The sequence below is a fragment of the Roseateles microcysteis genome, from assembly GCF_036880965.1.
Classification (GTDB): domain Bacteria; phylum Pseudomonadota; class Gammaproteobacteria; order Burkholderiales; family Burkholderiaceae_C; genus JAUASW01.
This window is the reverse complement of the sequence record NZ_JBAJMV010000004.1, coordinates 21,885-46,826: the sequence shown is the minus strand read 5'-3', so window position 1 is coordinate 46,826 and position 24,942 is coordinate 21,885. Positions and strand designations below refer to the sequence as shown.

Sequence of the window (24,942 nt, the reverse complement as noted above, 5' to 3'; positions counted from 1 at the left end):
CCCCATGCCCATGAAGCCACACCAGTTCATCGCCTGCTGCATGCTCTCAATCAGCCTTGGCAGTGCCGCCGATCCGCTGGAGCGCCCCGCGCGCGCCACGGCCCTGCTGAAGCAGCGGCTGATCACCGGCATCGCCGCAGCGGGCCCAGAGCGCCTGGTCGCGGCCGGCCAGCGCGGCCATATCGCCTGGAGCGACGACGCCGGCCAGCACTGGACGCAGGCGAACGTGCCGCTGTCGTCGGACCTGACGGCCGTGCAATTCGTCGACGGCCGGCGCGGCTATGCCGTAGGCCATGACGGCGTGGTGGTGGGCTCCAACGATGGTGGTGCTACCTGGCAGCCGCTGCTGGACGGGCGCCGCGCCAACCTGTTGCTGCTCGAGCACCTGAAGGCCCTGCCCGCCTCGGCCACACGCGAGGCCCTGCTCGGCGAGGCTGAGCGCAATCTCGCGGCCGGCCCCGACAAGCCCTTCCTGGACTTGCACTTCACGAGCGCCGACGAGGGCTTCGTCGTCGGCGCCTACAACCTGATCTTCCAGACCCGCGACGGTGGCAAGACCTGGACCCCCTGGTTCGAGCGCACCGACAACCCACGCCTGCTCAACCTCTATGCGATCCGCCCGCAGGGCGGCACGCTCTACATCGCGGGCGAGTCCGGCCTGCTGATGCGGCTGGACGCGAAGGCGCAGCGCTTCGTGGCCCTAGACACCGGCTACAAGGGCAGCTTCTTCGGCCTGCTCGACACCGGCGATGCCCTGCTGGCTCATGGCATGCGCGGCAATGCACGGCTGAGCCGCGATGGTGGCCGGCAATGGCACATCGTCAGCACGGGTCTGGCGGCCAGCATCACCACCGCGGCCCGGAGCGCCGACGGCACGCTGTGGCTGGCCGACCAGAGCGGCGCGCTGGCGCGCAGCCGCGACGGCGGCGCCAGCTTCCATCGCGTGCCTCTGAAGGAGACCCTGCCCGTTGCCGCCATCGCCGCCACGTCCGCTCGCCTGGTGCTGGGCGGTCCCCGCGGCCTGCGCAGCATCCCTCTGCCGAGCAACTGAAATGGCCATCGCTACCACTTCCACCGAAATGCCGGTCGTGCGCGACCTGGCCGACTTTCCGCGCGACTCCGGCAACTGGCTCGAGCGCGCTGTGTTCAACAGCCGCCGCACCGTGCTGCTGCTGTGCGCGCTGGCCACGCTGGTGCTGGCCTTCCTGTGCTCGAAGGTGGCGCTCAACGCCAGCTTCGAGAAGATGATCCCCACGGATCACCCCTACATCCAGAACTTTCTCATGCACCGCCAGGACCTGCGCGGCATGGGCAACTCGCTGCGCATCGTGGTCGAGAACCCGGGTCTCGGAAACGGCACCGTGTTCGACGCGGCCTACCTCGACAAGCTCAAGCGGCTCAATGACGAGCTGTTCCTGACGCCCGGCGTGGACCGTGCCTGGGTCAAGTCCATCTGGCTGCCGTCGGTGCGCTGGACCGAGGTGACCGAGGAAGGCTTCAACGGCGGCCCGGTGATGCCCGACACCTTCGACGGCTCGCCAGCGAGCATCGAGCGGCTGCGACTCAACGTGGGCCGCGCCAACCTGGTCGGCAGCCTGATCGCCAACGACCTGAAGAGCAGCGCCATCGTGCTGCCGCTGCTGGACAAGCAGAGCGACGGCGCGCGGCTGGACTACTGGCAGCTGTCGCGAGAACTCGAGGCCCTGCGCGCCAAATACGAGGCCGAGGGCCTGAAGGTGCGCATCATCGGCTTCGCCAAGATCGTTGGCGACCTGCTCGCCGGCCTGGTGCAGGTGGCGGCCTATTTCGCGGTGGCGCTGGTGATCGCCGGCCTGCTGCTGTACGGCTACACGCGCTGCCTGCGCTCGACGCTGCTGGTGCTGGCCTGCTCGCTGGTGGCCGTGGTCTGGCAGATCGGGCTGCTGGCCGTGTTCAGGCTCGAGCTTGACCCGTACTCGATGCTGGTGCCCTTCCTGGTGTTCGCCATCGGCGTGAGCCACGGCGCGCAGAAGATGAACGGCATCATGCAGGACATCGCGCGCGGCACGCACCGCCTGGTGGCCGCGCGCTACACCTTCCGCAGGCTGTTCCTTGCCGGCGTGACCGCGCTGCTCGCCGATGCGGTGGGCTTCGCAGTGCTGGTGCTGATTCCGATCCCGGTGATCCGCGAACTGGCGATGACGGCCAGCATCGGCGTGGCCGTGCTGGTGTTCACCAACCTGCTGCTGCTGCCGGTGCTTTTGAGCTTCGTAGGTGTGAGCCCGCGGGCGGCGCGCCGGGCGCTGGAGACCGAGCAGCGCCAGTTGGCGGGCCAGCGCGGCCTGTGGGTCTGGCTGGACCATTTCGCCGCGCGCCGCCGCTGGGCGGCCACGGCCGTGATCGTGGCACTGGCCATGGGCCTGGGCGGCTTCGTCGTCAGCCTGCGCTTGCAGGTCGGCGACCTCGACCCCGGCGCACCCGAGCTGCGGCCGGACTCGCGCTACAACCTCGACAACGCCTACATCACCGGCCACTACGCGCTCTCCAGCGACGTGTTCGCGGTGATCGTCAAGACGCCGGCCGAAGGCTGCCTGAAGTACGAGACGCTGGAGACGGTCGACCGCCTCGCCTGGGAGCTCCAGCAGTTGCCCCAGGTGCGCATGACCACGGGCCTGCATGACGTGGTGCGCCAGATCACGGCCGGAAGCTTCGAAGGCAACCCCAAGTGGCTGACGATCAGCCGCAACCAGGATGTCTTGAACTACGGCGCGCAGCAGGCCTCGGTGAACAACCCGGACATGTTCAACACCGACTGCTCGGTGATGCCTCTGGTGGCCTATTTGGCCGACCACAAGGCCGAGACCCTGAGCCAGGTGCTGGCCACGACCGAGCGCTTCATCGCAGCGAATCAGACCGACCCCGCGCGACTGCAGCTGCTGCCCGCAGCCGGTGGCGCCGGCATCGAGGCCGCCACCAACAGCGTGGTGAAGCAGGCCAACACGACCATGCTGCTCTACGTCTACGCGGCCGTGATCGCGCTGTGCCTGATCACCTTCCGCAGCTGGCGCGCCACCGTGGTGGCGGTGCTGCCGCTGGTGCTCACCTCCATCCTGTGCGAGGCGCTCATGGTCTGGCTGGGCATCGGCGTCAAGGTGGCCACGCTGCCGGTGATCGCGCTGGGCGTGGGCATCGGTGTGGACTATGCGCTGTACCTGCTCTCGGTGCAGCTGGCCGGCCAGCGTCGCGGCCTGACGCTGGCCGAGGCCTATGGCGACGCCGTGCTGTTCACCGGCCGCGTCGTGGCCCTGGTGGGTGTGACGCTGGCCGCCGGCGTCATCACCTGGGCCTTCTCGCCGATCAAGTTCCAGGCCGACATGGGCATCCTGCTGACCTTCATGTTCCTGTGGAACATGGTCGGTGCGCTGGTGCTGATCCCGGCCCTGTCGCACTTCCTGCTGCCCGATTCGCGCTTTGCCGGCGCCTCCAACCCCCAAGGAACCCCATGACCCTGCACCGCCCGCTCCCGCTGATCGCGGCCTGCTGTATCGCCCTGCTCGCGCTGGCCGGCCCGGCCGCCGCACAGCCGGTGGCCGCGCCCACGGCTGCGCCCGCCGCCCAGGCCACGCCCACGCGCCTGGTGCTGCTGGGCACGGGGTCCGGCCCGATCCCGCGCAAGGAGCGCTCTCAGCCTGCCAACCTACTGGTGGTCGGCGGCCGGCCCTACCTGATCGATGCCGGCAACGGCGTGGCGCGCCAGCTGGTGCAGGCCGGCTTCGTGCCGGCCGATGTGCGCAACGTCTTCATCACCCACCACCACATCGACCACAACGCCGACATCGGCGCGTTGATGTCCTTCGCCTGGCTGGAGGACAACAAGCGCCGCGACCGCCAGGCGCCGCCGGTGCGCTTCTACGGCCCGCCGGCCACGGCGGAGCTGGTGCGCGCGGCGCAGGACTTCCTGGCCGTGTCGGAGCGCATCTTCAGCGCCGGCGTGCCAATGCTGCCGGTGGCCGGTCGCTTCGAGGGCCATGACGTGGCCGGCGATGGCGTGATCTTCCGCGACGACCGCCTGGTGGTCACCGTGGTCGAGAACAGCCACTACCACGGCGCCGGCGGCGCCCCCAAGGGCGGCGACAAGTCGTACTCGTACCGCTTCGACACCGCCGACCGCTCCATCGTGTTCTGCGGCGACACCGGCCCCAGCGAGGCGCTGCTGCGCCTGGCCAAGGGCGCCGAAGTGCTGGTGTGCGAGGTCAACGAACTGGAGGCCGCAATGCAGGAGTTCGCCGCCGGCTCGCGCCTGCCGCCGCCGGCGCTGCAGGCCGTGCGCCTGCACATGGAGCGCCAGCACATCACGCCCGAGCAGATCGGCGAGCTGGCCGCCCGGGCCGGCGTGCGCACCGTGGTGCTGACCCACATCTCACCTGGCCTCGACGGCGAGACCGACGCCAGCCGCTACACGGCCGGCGTGCGCAAGCACTTCGGCGGCGCGGTGATCGCTGGGCGCGACCTGCTGGAGTTCTAGGGCGAGCGGCATGCGGTGGCACGCACATGGTCCCTGGCTTCTGGCGCTGCTGCTTCATGCGGCCGCAGCGGCAGCCGAGCCCAGGCCCGAACAAGAGGCGACGCTGCGCGTCTGCATCGGTGACCAGCCGATTCCGCCTTACCTCACCCACGACCCGGCCAAGCCTGGGCGGGCCGAGCGCCTGATGATCGAGGCGGGCCGGCAGATCGACATCGCCGTCGTCCTGCTGCGCTTTCCGCCGGGGCGCTGCCGCCAGATGACCCAGGCCGGTCAGGCCGACCTGCTGCTCGCCGCGCCCATCCCTGAACTGCTGGACCGGCTCGATTTCCCGATGCGCGCGGGCCAGGTGGATGTCGAGCGGCGGGTGGCCCGGACTGCCCTGGTCTGGGTCCGGCGCGCCACGACGCGGCTGGACTGGGATGGCCAGCACATGGTCGGCGACCTCCCCGCTGGCCGAGAGCTGCTGGTCGGCGTGCGTGCCAATCAACTGGCCAACGTCAGCGCGGCCTCTGCGCTGGGCTTCTCGGTGGATCAGAGCGGCCTGACCGTGCCGCGCGTGCTGCGCATGCTGGCCTCCGGCCGCTTCGACGTGGTGCTCGGTTTGCAGGAGGAGATCGAGCTTGCACTCGCGGACGGCCACGCCGGGGCCCTGGTGGTCATGCCGGTAGCGCTGACACGGCAGGACTTCTATGCGGCGGCCGCCAGAACGATGGGACCCGCGACCCGACAGCTGAGCGACCGCTGGTGGTCGCAGATCGCACGCCTGAGGGACCGGCCCGAGCACCGTGACTAGCAGGCCGGCGGCTTGCAGGTCAGTTGCAAATCCGACCCAGCGAGCAGCAGCGAGCTCGGCACGGCGCTTAACATCAGCCCGCATGCGCCTGCCCACCACCGCCACCGGCCGTCTCTGCCTGTTCATCGCTGTCTCGGCGCTGCTGACGCAGGGCCTGCTGTTGAGCCTGCCACCGGCGCCCATGCACCTGCCGGCCCACACCAGCATGCTGAGCCTGCACCTGCTGCTGGAAATGTTCGCCTTCGTGATCGCCGCGCTGATTGCCACGGTGTCCTGGCACACCTTCGGCAGCCAGACCGACAGGCACTTGCCGCTGCTGATCGGGGGCTTTGTCGTGGTCGGCATCTGCGACGTGGTGCACGCCCTGACTTACGACGGCATGCCGGCATTGCTGGGGTCGACGAGCACCTCGCGCGCCATCTTCTTCTGGCTCATGGGCCGCACGGTCGAGGCGCTGACGCTGGCCATGATCGCCCTGGGATGGATGTCCAGGCTCTCGCGCAACGGCTCGCTGCTGGCCGGCCTGCTGCTGGCCCTGGCCCTGGTGACCTGGGGCAGTTCGGGCATGGCCGGCTTCCCGACCACCTTCGTGCCCGGGCAGGGCGTCACACCGTTCAAGATCGGCTACGAATGGGCGCTGTGCCTGCTCAATCTCGGGATTGCAGGCATGCTGTGGCGACGCTGGCGCAGCGACGGAGAGCAGCGCTTTCTGCTGCTGGCCTGCTCGGCCTGGGTGATCGGCATTGGCGAGCTGTCGTTCAGCAACTATGTGCGCCCGTCGGACCTGCAGAATATCGTCGGCCACGGCTACAAGCTGGTCGGCTATGCCCTGCTCTACTGGGCCACCTACATCGGCAGCCTGCGCGCGCCCTTCGAGGCACTCCAGCAGGCCGAACAGCGCAGCCACGACAACGAGCAGCGCATGCGCGCCGTCGCTGACAACCTGCCGGACACCGTGGTCTACCAACTGGTGCGAGAGCGCGACGGCAGCACGCGATTCACCCATGTCAGTGCTGCGATCGAACGGGTAACCGGGGTGACCGCTGCCGCCGCGCTGGCGGATCCGGCAGCACTCTATGGCCGCATCCATCCCGCCGACCAGATCATGGTCCGCGCGGCCGAGCAGGAGTCGGCCGCCAGACTGCAACGCTTCGATGTCACCGTCCGCATGCGGCGCACCGACGGCGTGGAGCGCTGGATGCATCTGGCTTCCATGCCGCGCTGGCTGGTCGGCGACCGCATGTGCTGGGATGGCGTGCAGACCGATGTCACGGACAGCCGCATGGCCATGCTGCAACTGCGCGAGCAAGAAGCCTTGCTCGCGGCAGTGATCAACTCCGCCAGTGACGCCATCGTCAGCTGCGATGCCGAAGGCCGCGTGCGCCTGTTCAACCCGGCCGCCGAACGTATCTTCGGCCACAAGGCCGAGGCCATGCTGGGCCAGGGCCTGGACCGCCTGCTCCCGGCGCGAGCCCAGGCGCACCATCGGCAGGACATGACGCGCTTTGCCGCAGCGGGCGTGTCCAGCCGCAGCATGGGTCCCGGACGCGTCCAAGGCCTGCGCGCCGATGGCAGTGAACTGGAACTCGAAGCATCGATCTCCCAGGTCACAGTGAACAAGACTCAGGTCCTTACCGCCATCCTGCGCGATGTGACCGAGCGAGTGCGCACCGAACGCTCGCTGCTGCGCTATCAGACCGAGCTGACCGAACTGACCCATCAGCTGATCGCGCAGGAAAAGGCCAGCAACACCCGCCTCGCTCAAATACTGCACGACCAGCTGGGCCAGACGCTCACCGCGATGCGCATCGATTTCGTCAGCGAGGCGCAACTGGCCACGCAGGTGGAAGCGGATCGCCATGCGCGAGTCGACCAGCTGATCAACCAGGCCATCCGGGAAATCCGCCAGGTGCTGGTCGAGCTGCGTCCCACGCTGCTGGCCGAACAAGGGCTGGTAGACGCGCTCGACAACGAGCTGCGCAGCCGGCGCCAGCAGGCCGGGCACGTGCGTCTGCGGCTGGAATCGGCGCCAGCTCTGGCTGGACGACGCTGGAGTAGCGATGTCGAGTATGCGGTCTTCATGGTAGCCCGCGAGGCAGTCGCCAATGCCCTCCTGCATGCAGGCGGCAGCGAGGTCTGCGTGCGGCTGGAAGGCGGCGCCCGCTGGCTGCGGCTGGAGGTCGCCGATGACGGCGTGGGGCTGCGCGGCGATGCCAGCGCGACACGCCCTGGCCATCTTGGGCTGGTGGGCATGCGCGAGCGTTCGATCGCCATAGGCGGGCAGTTCGAAGTCGGTTCTGTGCCGGGCGGCGGCACCGTGATCACGCTGCATTGGGAGGAGACGCAGGCATGAACTACCGTATCTACCTGGTCGATGACCATGCCATCGTGCGCGATGGCCTGCGCGCGCTGCTGGAGGCCGCCGGACACGCGGTGACTGGGGAGGCGGCAGATCCGACAGCTGGCCTGGCAGGGGTGAGTGCGCAGCAGCCCGATCTCCTGCTGCTGGACCTCAGCCTGGGCAACCGGTCCGGCTTCGAGATGCTGGAGGAACTGCAGCGCCGCCGTCTGCGCTGCCGCTGCATCGTGCTCAGCATGTCAGCCCAGCCCCGCCATGTGGCCGAGGCCTTGCGGCTCGGCGCAGCCGGCTATGTGCTGAAGGGGGCCTCTCGCAATGAACTGCTGGAGGCGATTGCGGCAGTGATGACCGGTCGACGCCATCTCAGCCCCGAGGTGGCCGAGCTCGCCCTGCAAGGCCTGACGGCAGGCACCGAACCCGACCTGCTCGCCGAGCTGTCTCCGCGGGAACGCCAGATCGTCACCCTCGTGGTCAAGGGACTTTCCAGTGCCACGATTGGCGAACAGCTGCATCTCTCGCCCAAGACGGTCGATACCTACCGCAGCCGCCTGATGGGCAAGCTCGGTGTCGCCGATCTGCCGGCCCTGGTGCGCTTCGCGATCCGGGCAGAGCTGATCGACGCCGACGGCAACTGAGCGCAGGCGCAGGCGCGCTCGCCCAAGGGCTGCGCCAGAGATGTCGCCCCACGGCGCGCATCAAGAATTCCCTACAGACCCGCGAGCAGGGGCTGCCTAGAGTGGGGACCAGGCCCAGAGGCGCGTGACCACAGTCCGCCTCGGGAATGCGGTCACTCACGGAAGGCAAGTCATGGACATGGTTGTAAGTGCCCCTCTGCAGAGCTCGGCTCAGGCCGGCGGCGGCGAGTACCTGAGCTTCCGGCTCGGCCAGGAGGAATACGGCATCGACATCCTGCAAGTGCAGGAAATCCGCAGCTACGAAGCCGCCACGCGCATCGCCGGCGCGCCGGACTTCGTGCGCGGCGTGCTCAATCTGCGCGGCGTCATCGTTCCCATCATCGACTTGCGTCTCAAGTTTGGCGTGCCGGCAGAGTTCAACAGCCTGACGGTCACCGTGGTGCTGAGCATTGCCTCACACACGGTGGGCGTCGTCGTCGACTCGGTCGTCGACGTGCAGGAACTCAAGAGCAGCGAGATCCAGCCCGCCCCGAGCTTCAACCAATCCGTTGATGCCGGCCACATCACCGGCCTGGGTCACGTCACGCAGGGCGACATCGAGCGCCTGCTGATCCTGCTCGACATCAACCGCCTGCTGGCAGGCACCGATCTCGGCCTGTTCGAGGCCTAACCCCACCCTCTCGCGCCCCCTGTTTCGAAGGAGTCCCCATGAACATGAGCGACATGAAGATATCGACCCGTCTCACCCTGGGTTTCGGCCTGCTGACCGCCATCATTGCGCTCATCAGCGCGATCGCGTTCGTGCGCATGGACCAAGTCGACGAGGACTTCGACCTGGTGCTAGAGGACCGCATGCCCAAGGTGCTGACACTCTCGGCCATGATCGACCGCACCAATGACATCGCCCGTGGCATGCGCGACATGCTGCTGCTCGAAGACAAGGCCGCACTGCAGAAGCAGCGCACCATCATCGACGCTGCGCGCAAGATCATCGGCGATTCACTGGATCAGCTCGACAAATCAATCAGCTCCGAGAAAGGCCGTGCCGGCCTGAAGGCGATCCAGGATGCGCGCAACGCCTACATCGGCGGGCAGAGCAAGTTTCTTGAGCTCGTGGATGCCGGCAAGATCGACGAGGCACGGACCTTGCTGACCACCCAACTCAGTCCGCTGCAGACCGCCTACATGACCAGCATCGAGCAAGGCATGGACTTCCAGACCGAGTTGATGAAGCAGTCGGGCGAGCGGGCCAACAGCAACCTCAGTGCAGTCAAGACCGTGCTGCTGGTTGCCGCTGTGATTGCCCTGCTGGCCGCCGTCGCGCTGGCACTGTGGATCATCCGCGCCATCACCGGGCCGGTGAACCATGCGGTCGAGGTGGCACGCGCCGTGGCCGATGGCGACCTCTCCCGCGACATGCGAGTCGAGGGAAAGAACGAGACCGCGCAGCTGTTGCGCGCACTGGCCACGATGCAGCAGAAGCTCAACAGCGTGGTCAGCGAGGTGCGCATGGGCTCGGAGAGCGTGGCCACCGCGAGCGCCCAGATCGCCCAGGGCAACCAGGACCTTTCGCAGCGCACCGAAGAGCAGGCCAGCGCGCTCGAGGAAACCGCCGCATCAATGGAGCAACTGGGCAGCACCGTGCGCCAGAACGCCGACAACGCCCAACAGGCCAATCAGCTCGCGATGAGCGCCTCGACCACTGCGGTCGAAGGCGGCCAGGTGGTGGGCCGCGTGGTCGAGACGATGAAGGGCATCAATGAGAGCTCGCAGCGGATCTCGGACATCATCGGCGTGATTGACGGCATTGCATTCCAGACCAACATCCTGGCGCTGAACGCCGCCGTAGAGGCGGCACGTGCCGGCGAGCAAGGCCGCGGCTTTGCGGTGGTGGCCAGCGAGGTTCGCAGCCTGGCCAAGCGCAGCGCCGACGCGGCCAAGGAGATCAAGAGCCTGATCTCCACCAGCGTCGAGCGCGTCAGCGCCGGCACCCAGCTGGTAGACGAAGCCGGCGCGAAGATGCAGGACATCGTGGCGTCGATCCGACGCGTCAGCGACATCGTCGGCGAGATCAGCGCGGCGAGCACCGAGCAGTCGAGCGGCGTCGCGCAGATCGGTGAGGCGGTCACGCAGATGGACCAGGTCACCCAGCAGAACGCTGCCCTCGTCGAGGAAAGCGCGGCAGCCGCAGAGAGTCTGAAAGTGCAGGCCACGCAGCTGGTGCAGGCAGTGGCCTTCTTCAAGCTCAGCCACGGGCAGAGTGGGCTTCCTGCCGCACCCGCGCCCAGGCCTGCCGCAGCGCCGCGACCGGCCCAGCGACCGGCCGCTGCCACAACACAGGTGACAGCCGCCAGACCGGTTGCCGCCACCGGCGGTGGTGAATGGAGCAACTTCTGAGCGGCCCTGCTGGGCGAGATCATGCGGATACTGCTGCTGATTGCGGACCCCTTCCGGCGCGAGCGCTTGCGTGTTGCATGTCGCAGCGCGGGCCATGAAGCCCATGGCGGCGACCCTCTCGACTCCGCCTCGGTCTTCACCATGGCACCAGACCGCGTGGAGTTGTTGATACTGGATCCCCACTTGTTGGCGCAACGTGGCGCCGCTCTGCTGTCGAACTGGCGTCGCATGGCGCCAGGCAGCCGCGTCGTGATGCTGGCGTCTCCTGCACAGGATTTGTCCGTACTGCGGTCTGCCTTGGGGCCCGATGCGTGACCATGTCAGTGCCAGCGCGGCGGCCCCGCCCTGGCGTTGAGCACCCAACGCCGAGGAGCGGAGATACTGAAGCTCAACAGCCGCATTCGCCACCCATGAACCCGCCGCCTCCCGTTGCCACCACAGGTGCGTCGATACCCTTCACGGCGCGCCTGCTGGGCTTCGGTGCCTTGGTACTGCTGCCGCTGTTGTGCTTCAGCTCCTACAAGCTCTGGCGCGACCTGGACCGCGACCGCCAGGATGCCGAAGCGCATGTGCAGCGTCTGGCCATGGAGGTCGCTGCAGGCGCTCAACGTGAGTTGGCCCGTGCGCGCCGCCTGCTGGCCTTCATGGAGGAGCTACCCGAGGTCCGGGCGCTAGACAGTGAACGCTGCAACGCCATGCTGCGTGGCCAGTTGACGCTCGATCCCGTGTTGGCCAACGTTGGCGTTCTGGGACTGGACAAGCGAATCGTCTGCAGCGCGGTCAAGCTGCCGCCCGGTCAGCGGGTCTTGCTCGATAGCAGCCCCTGGTGGAACGAGGCACTTGCCAGGCACGAGGCCGTCATCCCGGCACCGCAGTTCAGCCCGCTCTTGCACAAGCCCGTATTGGGTCTGGTTCAGGTGCTGCGCGACGAGGCCAGGCACCCGAAGGCCTGGCTCGTCGTCTCACTCGATCTGTTGGCCTTGTCCAGGCACTGGGCGGAGTTTGAGCCAGCGCCCGGCGGCGACCTGACCTTGTTGGACGAACATGGCCTCGTCGTCGCTCGCAGTCAGCAGGCCGAGCGCTGGATCGGGCAAGACCTGTCAGGGCACCTGGCGGCGTTCCGCCGAAAGCGGCCCACCGGCGCAGGAGAGTTCACTGGGCCTGACGGCGTCCGTCGCATCTACAGTGCGGTTTCCGTGAGCCAGACGGGTTGGACGGCGCTGGCGGGGCTGCCGGTCGATCACGTATTCGCACCCTCGCGGGATCGCCTGCGCCTGACGCTCTACTGGGCCGCAGGCGCACTCGGGATGGCAATGTTGCTGGCTGTGTGGCTGGCCCGCTACCTGTCAGCGCCGCTGCACCAACTGCAACGCAGTGCCAGTGCCGTGGCCGATGGCCGGCGTGACTCGCATGCCAGCGAATCCGGCCCCAGTGAATTCCGCAGCGTGGCCATCGAGTTCAACCGCATGCTCGACAGTCTGCGCATTGCTGAACGCCGGGCTGAGCGGCTGCAAGGACTCTACGAAGCGCTGTCGCGGACCAATCGTGCACTGATACGAGGCAACAACAAGCTCGATCTCTGTCGCGAAGTCTGCGCGGCCTGCGTCGATGCAGGTCATGCCTTGCTGGCTTCCGTGTGGCTTCGCACCGACCCGGATCGACTGCAGATGTTCGCATCGGCAGGCCCGGTTTTGGACATGTACGGGGGCCTCGACAACATGGTGGACTTGCAGGACCTTGAGGTTGCCCAGACGCCAACGGGCGAAGCGGTGCGCACCGGGCAGGCGGTCGTGGCCAACGACTACCTGACCGATCCTCGTACCAGCCGCTGGCATGCAATGGCGCGCCTGCATAGCGTACGTGGCGTGGCTGTCGTGCCGCTGAAACGCCATGGGCACGTGGAGGCCGTGCTGGTGTTGCATGTAGCAGAGGAAAACTGGTTCGACCCCCCGCTGATGCGGCTCCTGGCTGAGTTGGCAGACGATCTTGCGCTTGGCTTCGACATCCTGGAGCGAGATGCCGCCCGCGCGAACGCGGAGGCCCAACTGGTCCACAGTCGCGAGCGATTTCAACGCCTGTTTCAGGCTGCGCCCCTTCCGGCCGCGGTACTTGCTCAACCAGAGGGCCATTTGCTGGACGCCAATCAGGCCTTCGTCGAAGCCTTGGGCATGAAGCGTGAGCAGTTGCTCGGCCGTACCTTGCCGGAGCTAGGAATGGGCATCAGCCAGGCCGACAATCAACGCCTACAGCAGCGCCTGCGCGAGCAGCATGGCAGGCTGCGTCAGTTCGAGGCCCCATTCCGGCTGCGAGATGGTCGCGTTCATGATGTGCAGATCAATGCTGAGCAAATCGAGTTCGACGGTCAGCCCGCATTGCTGACGCTCAGCGCAGACATGACGCTCAGAAAGCGCACCGAACTCGCGCTGCGTGAGAGCCTGGCCCGCTTCGAGTTGGCAGCTTCCACTGGGCATGTCTGGGCGTGGCGGCCAGACAGCGGTCTCAAGGCTCCCACCGCCTTGCTCGACCTGCTTGGTTTCTCCGATGAGGAAATGGGCAGCCAGCCGGGGCTCTGGCTGCCTGAAGTGCACGCGCAGGACAGAGGTGCGCTGCTTGAGGCTTTGCGGAGGCATCTCAGCGATCGCACGCCTCTGGAGCTTGAGTTCCGGATGCGCGGTCGGGACGGCTCGGAACACTGGCTACTAGCCAGCGGACAGGCTCAATGGGATGCCAATGGCCAGGTACGTCAGATGGCTGGCATCGTCTTCGACGTAAGCGAGCATCGAAGGGTGCAGGCTCGCCTGGCCAGCCGCGAGCAGGAGCTCGGCGACGCGGCGACAGGGGCGATTCGTGGCGATGTGCCCTAGCGTCGCTAACGCCCGGGTGAACGATGCCAGTCAGAAGCGAGGGCAGCTTGGCAGCGATAGCCGTCCTTGGCACAGGAGGTTCCAACTTCCGGCGACCGCCACCTTGCCGTCGTTCAGCGCATTGATTCACTAATGATCGCTGCGGGTAGTGGCCTGTCGATCGCAGCAACAGAGTTCGCACAGATCCTGAATACAACTCTGGGTCGCTCACAGCTTTCGCGGCACACGCGCAGAGCACCCACTGGGTTAGCCAACCGACATTGAATGGGTTGCTGGGGCAGGCTTGTCATTGCGGCGGCGAAAGCATCTTTGCAATGGTGGTCCCAAATTCAATGAGGGCCTGGCCTGACTTTCCAACTTTTTCAAGATCGCCAGCAAGCGTAACTGCTTTGTTCCAGAGCTTCTTCAAAGTGGAGCTTGCTTCAGCGACAACAGCTCGGTCGCCTCTCTGGGCCGACTCTCGAATCTCATCTTCGTCCAGATGAACGTCTGCCATAAACGCCCGCGTGGCTTGCCTCAGTGCGACTGGACCGCCGATTGGAAATTGGCGCAGCGCACTTCGAATGGCCGATATTTGCTTGCCGATGAAGATGAACAGCGTTGCAGGGAATCCTTCGGCGGAGATCCTGTCCTCTAGTTCATCTAGCAATCGCTCGAGCTCGCTGAGGTCTTCCGCCGTCGCAGTCAACGAATCTTCTGGCAGGATGTGCTTGAACCAGCGCAATGACAATCGAACCTCTGCTCCGAAGTGATTGCCCCTGATGTTGTGCCATTGGTTGTTCAGGTTGCTTACCGAGGCAGCATGAGCCAATTGCTCAACAAATGGCCTGTAGAGATCTTCTGGAACATCGGCAGTCTGGAGTTGGCGTTCCATCAAGCGGATCTCTTGCGCCAAGGCCAATAGAAGCTTCGCTGCTTCATGGTGCCGTTCCAGACCCGCGATCTCCTTGGGTACGTCAAAAACTTCTGCCCAGGCATCGGTGGCCGATAGGTTGGGAAGTGCGTCTCCACGAAGAACAAGGCTCTCAATACGTCCAGCACTGTTATGGCGGCTTGGGGGCGAGATGGTCATGCTGTGAGTCCTCGAATGTCAGAACGGCTCGGCGGCGAGGATAGCGCGCTAGTTGTGCAAGTCGGTGATGGCGCGCGTCAAGTTCGGCAACATGCCCTCGGCTGCGAACGCCCGTTCCGCAGCGGCTGCGGTCCGTCGCGCGCTCTCACTTCGGCGCGCGGATTCAGCTTCTGAGCGGCCATCCACCGGACGCGTGCATCCAACACGCTAATGGCCGGAAGGGCGTGCACTGCTGACAACCACGGAAACCTCGACGCCTCGGGTCAAAGTGCCAACCCAAAGACCAGTTGCGTCATGGCAGGACCCGCCGCCTACTCAACATTCGAAACCCGACTTGACTGGCCGAGTTGTTGTTTGCGAAAGCCGCATTGCGATCAACGCCAGCGGCTGTCACGTGATATAGGCAACCTACCAGCCAGCTAAACTCTGCAACAAGCTCAGTGCGCAACAAGGGCGGGAGGACCAAGGTGACAAGTGAAGTCTTGATGCTCAATAAGGACGCAGTAGTCGTGGCTGCAGACAGTGCAGTGACTACTGGCAGAGCGCCTCACCCACGATATTCAAAGGCTGCCAATAAGATTTTCGACGTCAGCACTCATGGCAACGTAGCCTTAACGATCTATGGTTCGGCTGACGTTGATCGGGTGCCTTGGGAGTTGGTGGCCAAACTTTTTCGGGCGCACGACTCCTCAACCCCCCAACGCCCAAAGCTAGTCGACTATCAACCCGCGTTGATCGCATTCCTGGAAACCAACACGGCGGTCTTCCCACAGACGGTTCGGGATGCACTGCTTACAAAACGGCTGTATGCCGCCGCCGTACACGTACTAAGCGAGGTAGAACGGCTGGAACCGGTCTTCGCAGACATAAATGCGATCGCCGCCGACCGGCAAGCGGCTTGGGCAGCAGCCAGCGCAGTGATTAGTGCAGATTTGGCGGCAATGGTAGTTGCGGCTCCGCTGACTGCAGCCGACCAGAACGCGGCCCAACAGGCTGCCGCCGCGATGCAAGTGGATCTTGCTGCCGAATTGGCCGCCGAAGAGAAGTGGATATTCGCGAACGCTGCAGTGCTGGCGCCGTTGGCCTGTGAAGCTCTAATGAAGGTGCCGGCAGATTTTTTGCAGTCGACGGGAGTTGTCTTAGCCGGCTACGGCAAGGACGAAATCTTCCCAAGTTTCACGCACATTCGAGTGTTTGGCCACATCGCGGGAACACTGTTTTGGAAGTCAGCGAACAGTTATGCGATCACTCATGACAACGAAGCGTGGATCCAGCCATTCGCGCAGTCCTCAATGATCGAACGGTTCACTGACGGGTTTGATTCGACACTGTCAGACATCAATCGCTTGTGTAGCGGCAAGCTGATAGACCATGTCTTTGACGACCTGAACACTGCGGGCATCGTTGTACCTGCAGCTCAAGCACAGGCCATCAAGACCACCCGAAATAAAGAGTTCCTCGACGACTTCACGCGACGGAACTACAACGAGAACTTTTACCCATTGCGAAGGGTCTTGAACAGCCTCAGCGTCCCCGAGATGGGGCATCTGGCAGAATCATTACTCGTGCTGGAAGCACTGAGGGAGCGCGTCACATCCCCCTCAGAGTCTGTCGGGGGTCCGATCGACGTCGCGGTCGTGACGAAGGCTGAAGGGCTGGTCTGGTTGAAAAGAAAACACTTTTTCGAGCCTGAATTGAACCTCCGATACCTGAACCGTACGAAGGAATAGTGGAGGCACGCATGGAAAACCGACACCTCTTGGGCGAGTACCATCGATTGCCGAGCCCTCAGTCGAAGCCTGAGCTGGAGTCGCGACTTCAGCGCCTCCAAAGGGTGGAGCATGCTGTCAAGGAGCAAAGCGCCTTTCTGGTGCGGCAGGAGGCCAAGGCGCAGGCCGCCGCTCTACAGGATGCGCTTGAAGCGCGACTGCTTCCGATTGGCGCCGGCAATCTCACACACCTGTAATAGCGACGGTGCAGCGCTCATGCGCATTGGATCTGTCCAATTGCCTAAAGCGCATTGCGAGCCTTCTTGGCGATTGGCTTTGCGCCTGCCGACAATCTCGTCCTCTCCGTTCACCCACATGAGCCAGGATAGCGAGGATCTCCTCACCACTCCCTAGGCAATGCGGCCGCGGTCGCAGCCGTCACCCGGCACGCCGTTCCTCAGCAAGCAACGGACTACCGACTTGGCCGTTGAACGAATTGAAGGCCTCCAAGGGTTGGTAGTGCCAAGTTCGCCAGCGGACGGACCGGTCATCCAGATCTGCGGTCGGAGTGCCCTGTCTCAGCTGCATAGGGGTCGCACAGTCTGCTGCCAGTTGGATGTCGGATGTTGAACGCAATGGTCGCTCGGACCGTGCGCGGCGAATGACTCTGACCAGCCTTGAGCCGACCATGCGCCACGGTCGCGGCAACTGTGCACTGGCTCGTTACAGGAGGGGGCTTCCACAAAATTCCGGCTTGGCCACGTGCGACATGAGGCATCAAGCGACGCGGTGAGTACTCAGTTGATGCTCCGCAAAGTGGCTACATGGGGGCTACATGAGCTGATGTAGCCAGAAAGCAAAAAGCCACCGCTAGGGTGGCTTCTTTGTCTAAGTGCTTGATGCACAAGGACATAATTTGGTGGCGCTTCAGGGATTCGAACCCCGGACCTGCGGATTATGATTCCGTCGCTCTAACCGGCTGAGCTAAAGCGCCTCAAGCCCGCCATTCTAGCCAAGTTTTGGAAGACAATGCAAGCCTCTTTCGCGGCCTCTGCAAAAAAAGCGCATCTCGATGTTCAGTTTCTTCAAGAAGAAGTTTGGCGGCGGTTCATCTGCTGAAGGTGCGCCTGCGGCGGAGCCGGTGGTGTCAGTGCCTCCGCAGTCGGATGCTGCGGCACCCGCTGTTGTCGAAAGTGCGAGCCCGGCACTGGCCGCATCCAAGGAAGAAGTACCAGCGCCTCGCAAGAGTTGGCTCGACAAGCTGCGCCAAGGCCTGCGCAAGACCGGTTCCAGCATTGCGCAAGTCTTCACCGGCACTCAGATCGACGACGCACTTTATGAAGAGCTCGAGGCTGCACTGCTGATGGCCGACACCGGCGTCAAGGCCACCGAGTTCCTGCTCGAAGACCTGAAGCGCCGTGTCAAGGAAGGCAAGGCTACCGAGCCGGCTGCAGTGCGTGGTCTCTTGATTGATGCACTGGCCGAGTTGTTGAAGCCGCTGCAGAAGTCGCTGGCGATTGGCGCTTCGCAACCAACTGTGATGATGGTGGTGGGCGTCAACGGCGCTGGCAAGACGACCAGCATCGGCAAGCTGACCCGCCATCTCGCCGAGGCGAACGCCAAGGTGCTGCTGGCTGCGGCAGATACCTTCCGCGCCGCAGCGCGCGAGCAGTTGGCCGTCTGGGCCGATCGCGCGCAAGTCGAGATCGTCAGCCAGGAGGGCGGCGACCCTTCGGCAGTGACCTTTGATGCCGTGGTTGCTGGCCGCGCGCGCAATTGCGATGTGGTGATTGCCGACACGGCAGGCCGCCTGCCGACCCAGCTTCACCTGATGGAAGAGCTGAAGAAGATCAAGCGCGTGATCGGCAAGGCCGAAGCATCTGCGCCTCACGAGGTGCTGCTGGTCGTCGATGGCAACACCGGCCAGAACGCGCTGAACCAGGTCAAGTCCTTCGACGATGCGCTGGGCCTGACCGGCCTGATCATCACCAAGCTCGATGGCACGGCCAAGGGCGGCGTGCTCGCTGCCATCGCGCGTGAACGTGCCATCCCGGTCTACTTCATCGGCGTGGGCGAGAAGCTTGAAGACCTGCAGACCTTTGATGCGCGTGAGTTCGCGCAGGCGCTGCTGGAGTAAGCGCCGGTATTTGCTCTGCGCCCGGCGCCGGGCCGCCCCAAGGCGGGCGCCCACAAAGCAAATGGCCGGGTCGAACCCGGCCATTTCTTTGCCCTCTCGGAGGGTGGCTCGCGTATCCGCGAGCCGGGAGCTCACATTCCGCCACCCATGAGCTTCTTCATGCCACCCATGCGCTTCATCATCTTCATCATGCCGCCGCCGCTCATCTTCTTCATCATCGACTGCATCTGGTCGAACTGATTCAAGAGGCGGTTGACGTCCTGGATCTGCACGCCGGCGCCTTGGGCGATGCGACGCTTGCGGCTGGCCTTGCTCTTGCCGTCCAGCAGCAGCGCGGGCTTGGCCCGCTCCTTGGCGGTCATCGCGTTCAGGATGCCTTCCATGCGGCGCATGTCGCGCTCGGCCTTGTCCATGTCGGCGGCGCCAGCCTTGGCGGCCATCTGCGTGGGCAGCTTGTCTATCAGGCTGGAGAGGCCGCCCATCTTCTTCATCGACGAGATCTGCGAGAGGAAGTCGTTGAGGTCGAAGCCGTCGCCCGACTTGAGCTTGCCGGCCAGCTTCTCGGCGGCCGCCATGTCGACGCCCTTGGTCACTTCCTCGACCAGGGCCACGATGTCGCCCATGCCCAGCACGCGGCCGGCATGGCGCTCGCCGTCAAACACCTCCAGGCCGTCGATCTTCTCGGACACGCCGGCAAACTTGATCGGCGCGCCGGTGATGCTGCGCACCGACAGCGCCGCACCGCCGCGTGAATCACCATCCAGCTTGGTCAGCACGATGCCGGTCAACGGCAGTGCTTCCTTGAAGGCCTTGGCGGTATTGATCGCGTCCTGGCCCTGCATTGCGTCGACGACGAACAGCGTCTCGACCGGCTTCAGCGTGGCGTGCAGGTCGCGGATCTCGGCCATCAAGGCTTCATCGATGGCCAGGCGGCCGGCAGTGTCGACCAGCAGCACATCAAAGTAATGGCGCTTGGCGTAGTCGATGGCGGCGAGCGCGATGTCGTGCGGCTTCTGGTCCGGCGCAGACGGGAACCATTCGGCGCCGGCCTGAGCCGTCACCGTCTTCAATTGTTCGATGGCGGCCGGTCGGTAGACGTCGGCCGAAACCGTCAGCACCTTCTTCTTGCGCTTCTCGATCAGGTGCTTGGCCAGCTTGGCCGTGGTCGTGGTCTTGCCGGCGCCTTGCAGGCCGGCCATCAGGATCACGGCGGGCGGCTGGGCGGCGAGGTTGATGTCCGAGACGCCTTCCCCCATCGTGGCAGCGAGTTCCTTGTGCACCACCGAGACCAGCACCTGGCCAGGATTCAGCGAGCCGACAACCTCCTGGCCCATCGCCTTCTCTTTCACGCGGGCGATGAAGTCGCGCACCACCGGCAGGGCCACGTCGGCCTCGAGCAGGGCCATGCGCACTTCGCGCAGCATGTCCTGCACATTCGATTCGGTGATGCGGGCCTGGCCGCGCATCGTTTTCACGAGCAGGCTCAGGCGGTCGGTCAAAGTGGAGGCCATCGGGGGTTAGCGCCAGCCGGGAAGGTGGTCGCTCAAAAGTACACTGTGGCGATGATTTTATCGTCCGCCTCTCCAGCGACTCTGGCCTTGGCCGGCAGCAGCCTTGCGGCCATGCTGGCCTACGCGCTTTCTGCCTGGACCGACGAGGCGGGCAAACAGCGCATGCCCTGGGCCCTGCCGCTGGGCTGGATGGCCCATGCCTTGGCCCTCCTGCTCGATATCGCCGGCCTGGGCAGTGCGACGGCCGGCGCCCGTTTCGGTTTCGCGCCGGCGCTCTCCATGACCTGCTGGCTGGTGCTGGCCGTCTATCTTGTAGAGAGCCGCTTCCTGCCGCTGCCGGGCGCGCGCCGTGTGCTGGCCGTGCTGGCCGTGCTGGCCTGCCTGCTGGCCTGGTCCTTCCCGGGCGAGAGCCGCCCGCAAGCGGCGTCGCCCTGGGCGCCATTGCATTGGGTGCTGGGCCTGGCGTCGTACGGGTTGTTTGGCGTCGCTGTCCTTCATGCCGCGATGCTGAACCGGGCCGAGCACCAGATGCGCGACAAGAAGAGGGTGGCGGCCGTGGGCACCGCGGGCATGCCGCTGCTGCGCCTGGAGCGCCTGACTTTTCAATTCGTGGGCGCGGGTGTGACCGTTCTGTCGCTGGCCATCCTGCTGGGTTGGTGGTTCACGCCGCATTGGCGCTGGGACCACAAGACGCTGCTCTCGGTGCTCGGCTGGCTGGTGCTGACCGGCCTGCTGACCGGCCGGCAAGTGCTGGGCTGGCGTGGGCGCCGGGCCACACGCTGGTTGTATTTCGGGGCCGCGCTGCTGCTGCTGGCCTATGCGGGTTCGCGCTTTGTGATCGAGGTGCTGCTGCAGCGCCCGGCCGGTGTCTGAGGTTCCATGTTCAAGATCATTTTCTTCGTCGGTTTGGTGGCCCTGGTGTTCTGGGTTCTGGGTGCCAAGAGCCGGGCCCGGCGCGACCCGCCGCCGGCAACTCCGCCGGCGCCCGCGGCACCGCCCCAGCCGCAGTCCATGGTTTCCTGCGCGCAATGCGGCCTGCATCTGCCGCGCGGCGATGCCTTGCCGGGGCGCGGCGGGGTGTTCTGCAGTGTCGCCCATCGCCAGGCCTACGAGGCCGCGAATGCGGGCGACTGACTGAATGGCCGCGGCCTCGACCCACCACAGCAGCGGCGACGATTCGCCGCCCTCCTGGTTCGGCCCCGGCCTGGGAGACAGCGAAGCAGCCGCTTTCGACGAGGCGCCCCAAGTGCCGTCGTCCAATGGCGATTCGCAGTTCTTCGTTCCGCAGCCTCGCCGGCTGATCAACGCCGGAGGCAGCGCCTTCCAGCGTCTCTACCGCGCCTTTCTTGGCGCGCGCATGGCGCTTGGCCTTGCTCTGATCGCCACGCTGCTGCTCGCCGCCAGCCTTGGTGGCAGCACGCCACGCTGGACCTTGCTGGTCTGCGGGCTCTATGCGCTGGAGGCCACCGTCCTCTGGCTCTTGCCACGCCTGCAGCGCAGCGCCTCGGTGCAAGCACTGTCTCGATTGAGCAGCCCGCAATGGCTGGCCAGCATCGGCTTCGACCTCGTGCTGTTCGGTCTTCTTCATGCCACCGACCGCAATGCCAGCGTCAACTACGGCGCCTTGTTCGTGCTGCCGGTGCTGATGGCGGGCGTGCTGACCTCGCGCCTCCTGACCTTGGCTACCGCCGCGATGGCCGCGCTCTTGATGCTGGGTACGGCAACCTGGGCCTATGTGTTCGGCCTGGAGCTCGACCTGCGCCTGACCCAGGCCGGCATGACCGGAATCGGCCTCTTCGTGATCGGGCTGCTGGCCAACGAGCTGGCCAGTCGGCTGGCGCGCGAAGAGCGGGCGGCGCGCGGCAGCATGGAGCTGGCGCGTCAGCAGGCGCAGTTGAATCGCCTCGTGATCGACGAGATGCAGGAGGGCGTGCTGGTGGTGGACCGGCGCGGCCGCGTTCGGGCCGCCAACCCTTCGGCGCGCGCACTGCTCGGTGAGCGCCAGGCGGTGCGCACGGCGCCGTTCCAGTTGCGCGGCGTGGCCGCCTGGGAGGCCCTGGTGCGCGCGGTGGAGCAGGCCTTCATTGAAGGCCGCTGGCCGGAGGAAGGGCGCGACGTCATTCTGCGCTTCAGCCCGGACGCACAACGCGGCTTGCGCCTGCGCATGCGCTTCACCCGCTCGCGCGACAGCCAGGCCAGCGAAGACCTCTGTGTGCTGTTCATCGAAGACCACCGCAATGTGCTCGCGCGCAGCCGGCAGGAAAAGCTGGCGGCGATGGGGCGCGTCTCGGCCGGCATTGCGCACGAAATCCGCAACCCGCTCGCGGCCATTGCGCAAGCCAACGCCCTGATGGCAGAAGACGCGGACGACGCCCAGCAGCGCCAGTTGACCGGCATGGTGGCGGCCAACGTGGAGCGCCTGAAGCGCATCGTCGACGACGTGATGGAACTGGCGCCGGGCCGGCCGCCGCAGGCGGTGCCGATTGATCTGGCGCGCCTGCTGCCTGAAATCTGCTCCGACTGGGCGCGAACGAACGACCTGTCGCTGGGCGCCGCCAGCCCTCTGCGCCTGAGCCTTCCGCCTGGCAGCTGGCTGGCGCAGTTCGAGCCCGAGCATCTGCGTCGTGTGGTGATCAACCTGCTCGACAACGCCCTGCGCCATTCGCCGCGCCAGCCCGGCGCCCTGCATGTGCGCGTGCTGCCGGGGCAGGCAGAGGAGATCCTGCTGTCGGTCTTCAACCTCGGTGCGCCGATCACGCCCGAAGTCGAGCGGCATCTGTTCGAGCCCTTCTTCTCGACCCGCAGCCGAGGCAGCGGCCTTGGCCTGTATATTTGCCGCGAACTGTGCGAGCGCTACGGCGCGCGCATCGACTATCGCCGCCACGAGGGTGCGGCCCAGGCGGGCAATGAATTCATTCTGAGCCTTTGCCGCAGCGCCGCGGCCGGCACTTCACACGCCATCGGATGAGCGCCAATCAAAGCCTGCTGGTCATTGACGACGAGCCCGACCTGCTCACGCTGTACGAGCTGACGCTGCTGCGCGAAGGCTATGAGCTGGAGACTGCCGGCACGGTCGAGGCGGCACTTGAGCGCCTGCAAAGGCGCGAGTTCAGCGCCGTCATCACCGACATGAAGCTGCCCGATGGCAGCGGGCTCGATGTGCTCATTTGGCTGGAGCGCGCCGGCCGCCGCGAGAAGACGCTGGTCATCACCGCCTTTGGCTCGCCCGAGAACGCAGTCGAGGCCTTGAAGGCGGGTGCGTACGACTACCTGACCAAGCCAGTCGACCTGCGCCAGTTCCGCATGGTCGTGGCGTCGGCGCTGGGCCGTAGCCCGCGGGTCGAGCAGGCGCCGGCGACGGTGGCAAAAGCCAGCAGCAAGTCTGCGTCCGCGCCCGGGCCGTCCGCGGCGCCAGCGCCGGCCGCCGCCTCGCTTGAATCGAGCACCGACGCTGCGCTCAGTGCGGCCTTGCACCGGCTGGCCGGCGATTCATCGGCGATGCGCCAGGTGCGTTCCCTGATCGGCAAGGTGGCCCGCAGCATGGCGCCGGTGCTTCTGCAAGGTGAGTCCGGCACCGGCAAGGAGCTTGTGGCGCATGCGGTGCATGATGCCGGTGCGCGTGCTTCGGCACCCTTCGTCGCCGTTAACTGCGGTGCGATTCCCGAGCAATTGCTGGAGGCTGAGTTCTTCGGCTATCGCAAGGGCGCATTCACCGGCGCGAATGAAGACCGCGACGGCTTCTTCAAGGCCGCACACGGCGGCACGCTGTTCCTGGACGAAATCGGCGACCTGCCACTGGCCATGCAGAGCAAGCTCTTGCGCGCGATCCAGGAGCGCTCGGTGAGGCCGGTGGGTGCGGTGGCGGAGTCGCCGGTGAATGTGCGCATCCTCAGTGCCACACACAAGGACCTCGGCGCCGAAGTCGCAGCAGGCCGCTTCCGGCAGGATTTGTTCTACCGTCTCAACGTGATCCAGATCCGGGTGCCGCCACTGCGTGAGCGCATCGAAGACCTGGCGGCGATCAGCGAGAGAGTGCTGCAGCGCATTGCGCACGACGCCGGCGTCTCGCCGCCACCGCGCCTCACCAGTGCTGCGCTGGCACAGCTGGCGCGCTATGCCTTCCCGGGCAATGTGCGCGAGCTCGAGAACCTGCTGCACCGGGCGCTGGCGCTGTCCGGCAGTGAATCAATCGACGCCGAGGACCTGGACTTGCCGGACGCCGCCTTGGACGATTCACAGTTCGCTGCTCTGGACGACCCGCTGGCCAGTCTGGTGCCGGCATCGCCAGGGCGTGTGTCGGACGACGAGGCCGAGCTGCCTCACGACCTGGCCCTGCACCTGGACGATGTCGAGCGCAACATCCTGGTGCGAGCGCTCGAGCGCCATCGCTACAACCGCACGGCGGCTGGCGCGGCACTGGGCCTGTCCTTGCGCCAGATCCGCTACCGCATGGCACGCCTGGGCATCACGGTGGGCGAGGGTGGTAGCGACAGCTGAAGAGCAGGGTTTGCGAGGGCCCCAGACTATCCCTAGTGGTGGCTTGCGAACTGTTACAGCGGTGCTCGCGTCGGCCCGCCGCGAACCGTCCTGAAGCGCTGCCGCCGACCGTCGCCGGCGCAAGTGCAAAGCACCAATTGGCGCGGCCTGGCGAGCGATTTCTTGCTGCAAGCCAGCATTGATGCGGCCCGCCGTCGGCACCCATCGGCCGGCACGCAGTGAGCCCGCGATAGAGCGGGCAAGACCTGACCCGAAAGCCTCGCGCCAGACTGCTTCGCTAGCCAATTCGCCCCCCTAGGTCAACAGTGTTCGTACGCTATTGGTAGTGCTTGAAGGGGTGTTGACCCCCAGATATAGTGTCCTTTCGTGCTATTCTCCTGACTCGGTTTCACACCGCAATGCCTGTCTCAAAAGCTGTTCCCGGAGACCCTCAAGGCCACGCTGCATTCGCAGTCAGTGGTGTC

Annotated in this window: 17 protein-coding genes and 1 tRNA gene; 15 read left to right on the top strand and 3 right to left on the bottom strand. The window is 65.7% G+C overall.

The features are described 5' to 3' along the window. The first annotated feature begins 4 nt into the window (after nt 1-4). The 9 genes from V3596_RS12145 to V3596_RS12105 all read left to right on the top strand — a co-directional run bounded on the left by V3596_RS12145 (nt 5) and on the right by V3596_RS12105 (nt 13,552). Nucleotides 5-1,051, top strand: coding sequence for a YCF48-related protein (locus V3596_RS12145; RefSeq protein WP_334278017.1), 1,047 nt, complete (start codon nt 5-7; stop codon nt 1,049-1,051). A gap of 1 nt (nt 1,052) precedes the next feature. Next, on the top strand, nt 1,053-3,485 hold the full coding sequence (locus tag V3596_RS12140; protein WP_334278016.1) for an efflux RND transporter permease subunit: 2,433 nt from the start codon (nt 1,053-1,055) through the stop codon (nt 3,483-3,485). Next, complete coding sequence (locus V3596_RS12135) at nt 3,482-4,504, top strand: MBL fold metallo-hydrolase (protein WP_334278015.1); 1,023 nt, start codon at nt 3,482-3,484, stop codon at nt 4,502-4,504. The genes V3596_RS12140 and V3596_RS12135 overlap by 4 nt, the downstream gene beginning before the upstream one ends. A gap of 10 nt (nt 4,505-4,514) precedes the next feature. Continuing rightward, nucleotides 4,515-5,297, top strand: coding sequence for a hypothetical protein (locus V3596_RS12130; RefSeq protein WP_334278014.1), 783 nt, complete (start codon nt 4,515-4,517; stop codon nt 5,295-5,297). Between the two features lie 82 nt (nt 5,298-5,379). Next, nucleotides 5,380-7,650, top strand: a complete 2,271-nt coding sequence (locus tag V3596_RS12125) for an MASE3 domain-containing protein (protein ID WP_334278013.1) — start codon at nt 5,380-5,382, stop codon at nt 7,648-7,650. Then, nucleotides 7,647-8,291, top strand: a complete 645-nt coding sequence (locus V3596_RS12120; protein WP_334278012.1) for a response regulator transcription factor — start codon at nt 7,647-7,649, stop codon at nt 8,289-8,291. The genes V3596_RS12125 and V3596_RS12120 overlap by 4 nt, the downstream gene beginning before the upstream one ends. Before the next feature lie 172 nt (nt 8,292-8,463). Next, a complete protein-coding gene (locus V3596_RS12115) occupies nt 8,464-8,961 on the top strand; it encodes a chemotaxis protein CheW (RefSeq protein WP_334278011.1) in 498 nt (165 codons plus the stop codon). Nucleotides 8,962-8,999: 38 nt separating this feature from the next. Beyond that, nucleotides 9,000-10,688, top strand: coding sequence for a methyl-accepting chemotaxis protein (locus V3596_RS12110; protein ID WP_334278010.1), 1,689 nt, complete (start codon nt 9,000-9,002; stop codon nt 10,686-10,688). A gap of 410 nt (nt 10,689-11,098) precedes the next feature. Further along, nucleotides 11,099-13,552: a PAS domain S-box protein gene (locus V3596_RS12105; RefSeq protein ID WP_334278009.1), complete on the top strand. Its 2,454-nt coding sequence runs from the start codon at nt 11,099-11,101 to the stop codon at nt 13,550-13,552. A 286-nt stretch (nt 13,553-13,838) separates the two neighbouring features. On the opposite strand, the gene V3596_RS12100 is transcribed toward V3596_RS12105, so the two are convergent. Next, nucleotides 13,839-14,624, bottom strand: coding sequence for a hypothetical protein (locus tag V3596_RS12100; protein ID WP_334278008.1), 786 nt, complete (start codon nt 14,622-14,624; stop codon nt 13,839-13,841). A 731-nt stretch (nt 14,625-15,355) separates the two neighbouring features. Between V3596_RS12100 and V3596_RS12095 the strand changes: the two genes are divergently transcribed. After that, nucleotides 15,356-16,354, top strand: a complete 999-nt coding sequence (locus tag V3596_RS12095) for a hypothetical protein (protein ID WP_334278007.1) — start codon at nt 15,356-15,358, stop codon at nt 16,352-16,354. An 896-nt stretch (nt 16,355-17,250) separates the two neighbouring features. On the opposite strand, the gene V3596_RS12090 is transcribed toward V3596_RS12095, so the two are convergent. Then, nucleotides 17,251-17,327, bottom strand: a tRNA-Met gene (locus V3596_RS12090). Between the two features lie 78 nt (nt 17,328-17,405). On the opposite strand from V3596_RS12090, the gene ftsY reads away from it, so the two are divergent. After that, complete coding sequence (gene ftsY, locus V3596_RS12085) at nt 17,406-18,470, top strand: signal recognition particle-docking protein FtsY (protein WP_334278006.1); 1,065 nt, start codon at nt 17,406-17,408, stop codon at nt 18,468-18,470. A gap of 131 nt (nt 18,471-18,601) precedes the next feature. Here the strand turns inward: ftsY and ffh are convergent, their stop codons facing one another. Beyond that, a complete protein-coding gene (gene ffh, locus V3596_RS12080; protein WP_334278005.1) occupies nt 18,602-19,981 on the bottom strand; it encodes a signal recognition particle protein in 1,380 nt (459 codons plus the stop codon). A 51-nt stretch (nt 19,982-20,032) separates the two neighbouring features. Here ffh and V3596_RS12075 point away from each other — a divergent pair, with 51 nt between their 5' ends. Genes V3596_RS12075 through V3596_RS12060 form a run of 4 tightly spaced genes read left to right on the top strand, consistent with a single transcriptional unit; the run spans nt 20,033 to nt 24,478 of the window. Further along, entirely contained in the window at nt 20,033-20,854 is an 822-nt protein-coding gene (locus V3596_RS12075; RefSeq protein WP_334278004.1) for a cytochrome C assembly family protein, read from the top strand. A 6-nt stretch (nt 20,855-20,860) separates the two neighbouring features. Beyond that, nucleotides 20,861-21,115, top strand: a complete 255-nt coding sequence (locus tag V3596_RS12070; protein WP_334278003.1) for a PP0621 family protein — start codon at nt 20,861-20,863, stop codon at nt 21,113-21,115. 4 nt (nt 21,116-21,119) lie between these two features. After that, nucleotides 21,120-22,949 (top strand): sensor histidine kinase, encoded by a 1,830-nt coding sequence (locus tag V3596_RS12065; RefSeq protein ID WP_334278002.1) that lies wholly within the window; start codon nt 21,120-21,122, stop codon nt 22,947-22,949. After that, the gene (locus V3596_RS12060; RefSeq protein ID WP_334278001.1) at nt 22,946-24,478 is read left to right on the top strand and encodes a sigma-54-dependent transcriptional regulator; all 1,533 of its coding nucleotides are present in this window, start codon (nt 22,946-22,948) and stop codon (nt 24,476-24,478) included. Before V3596_RS12065 ends, V3596_RS12060 begins: the two co-directional genes overlap by 4 nt. The last annotated feature ends 464 nt before the right edge of the window (nt 24,479-24,942 follow it).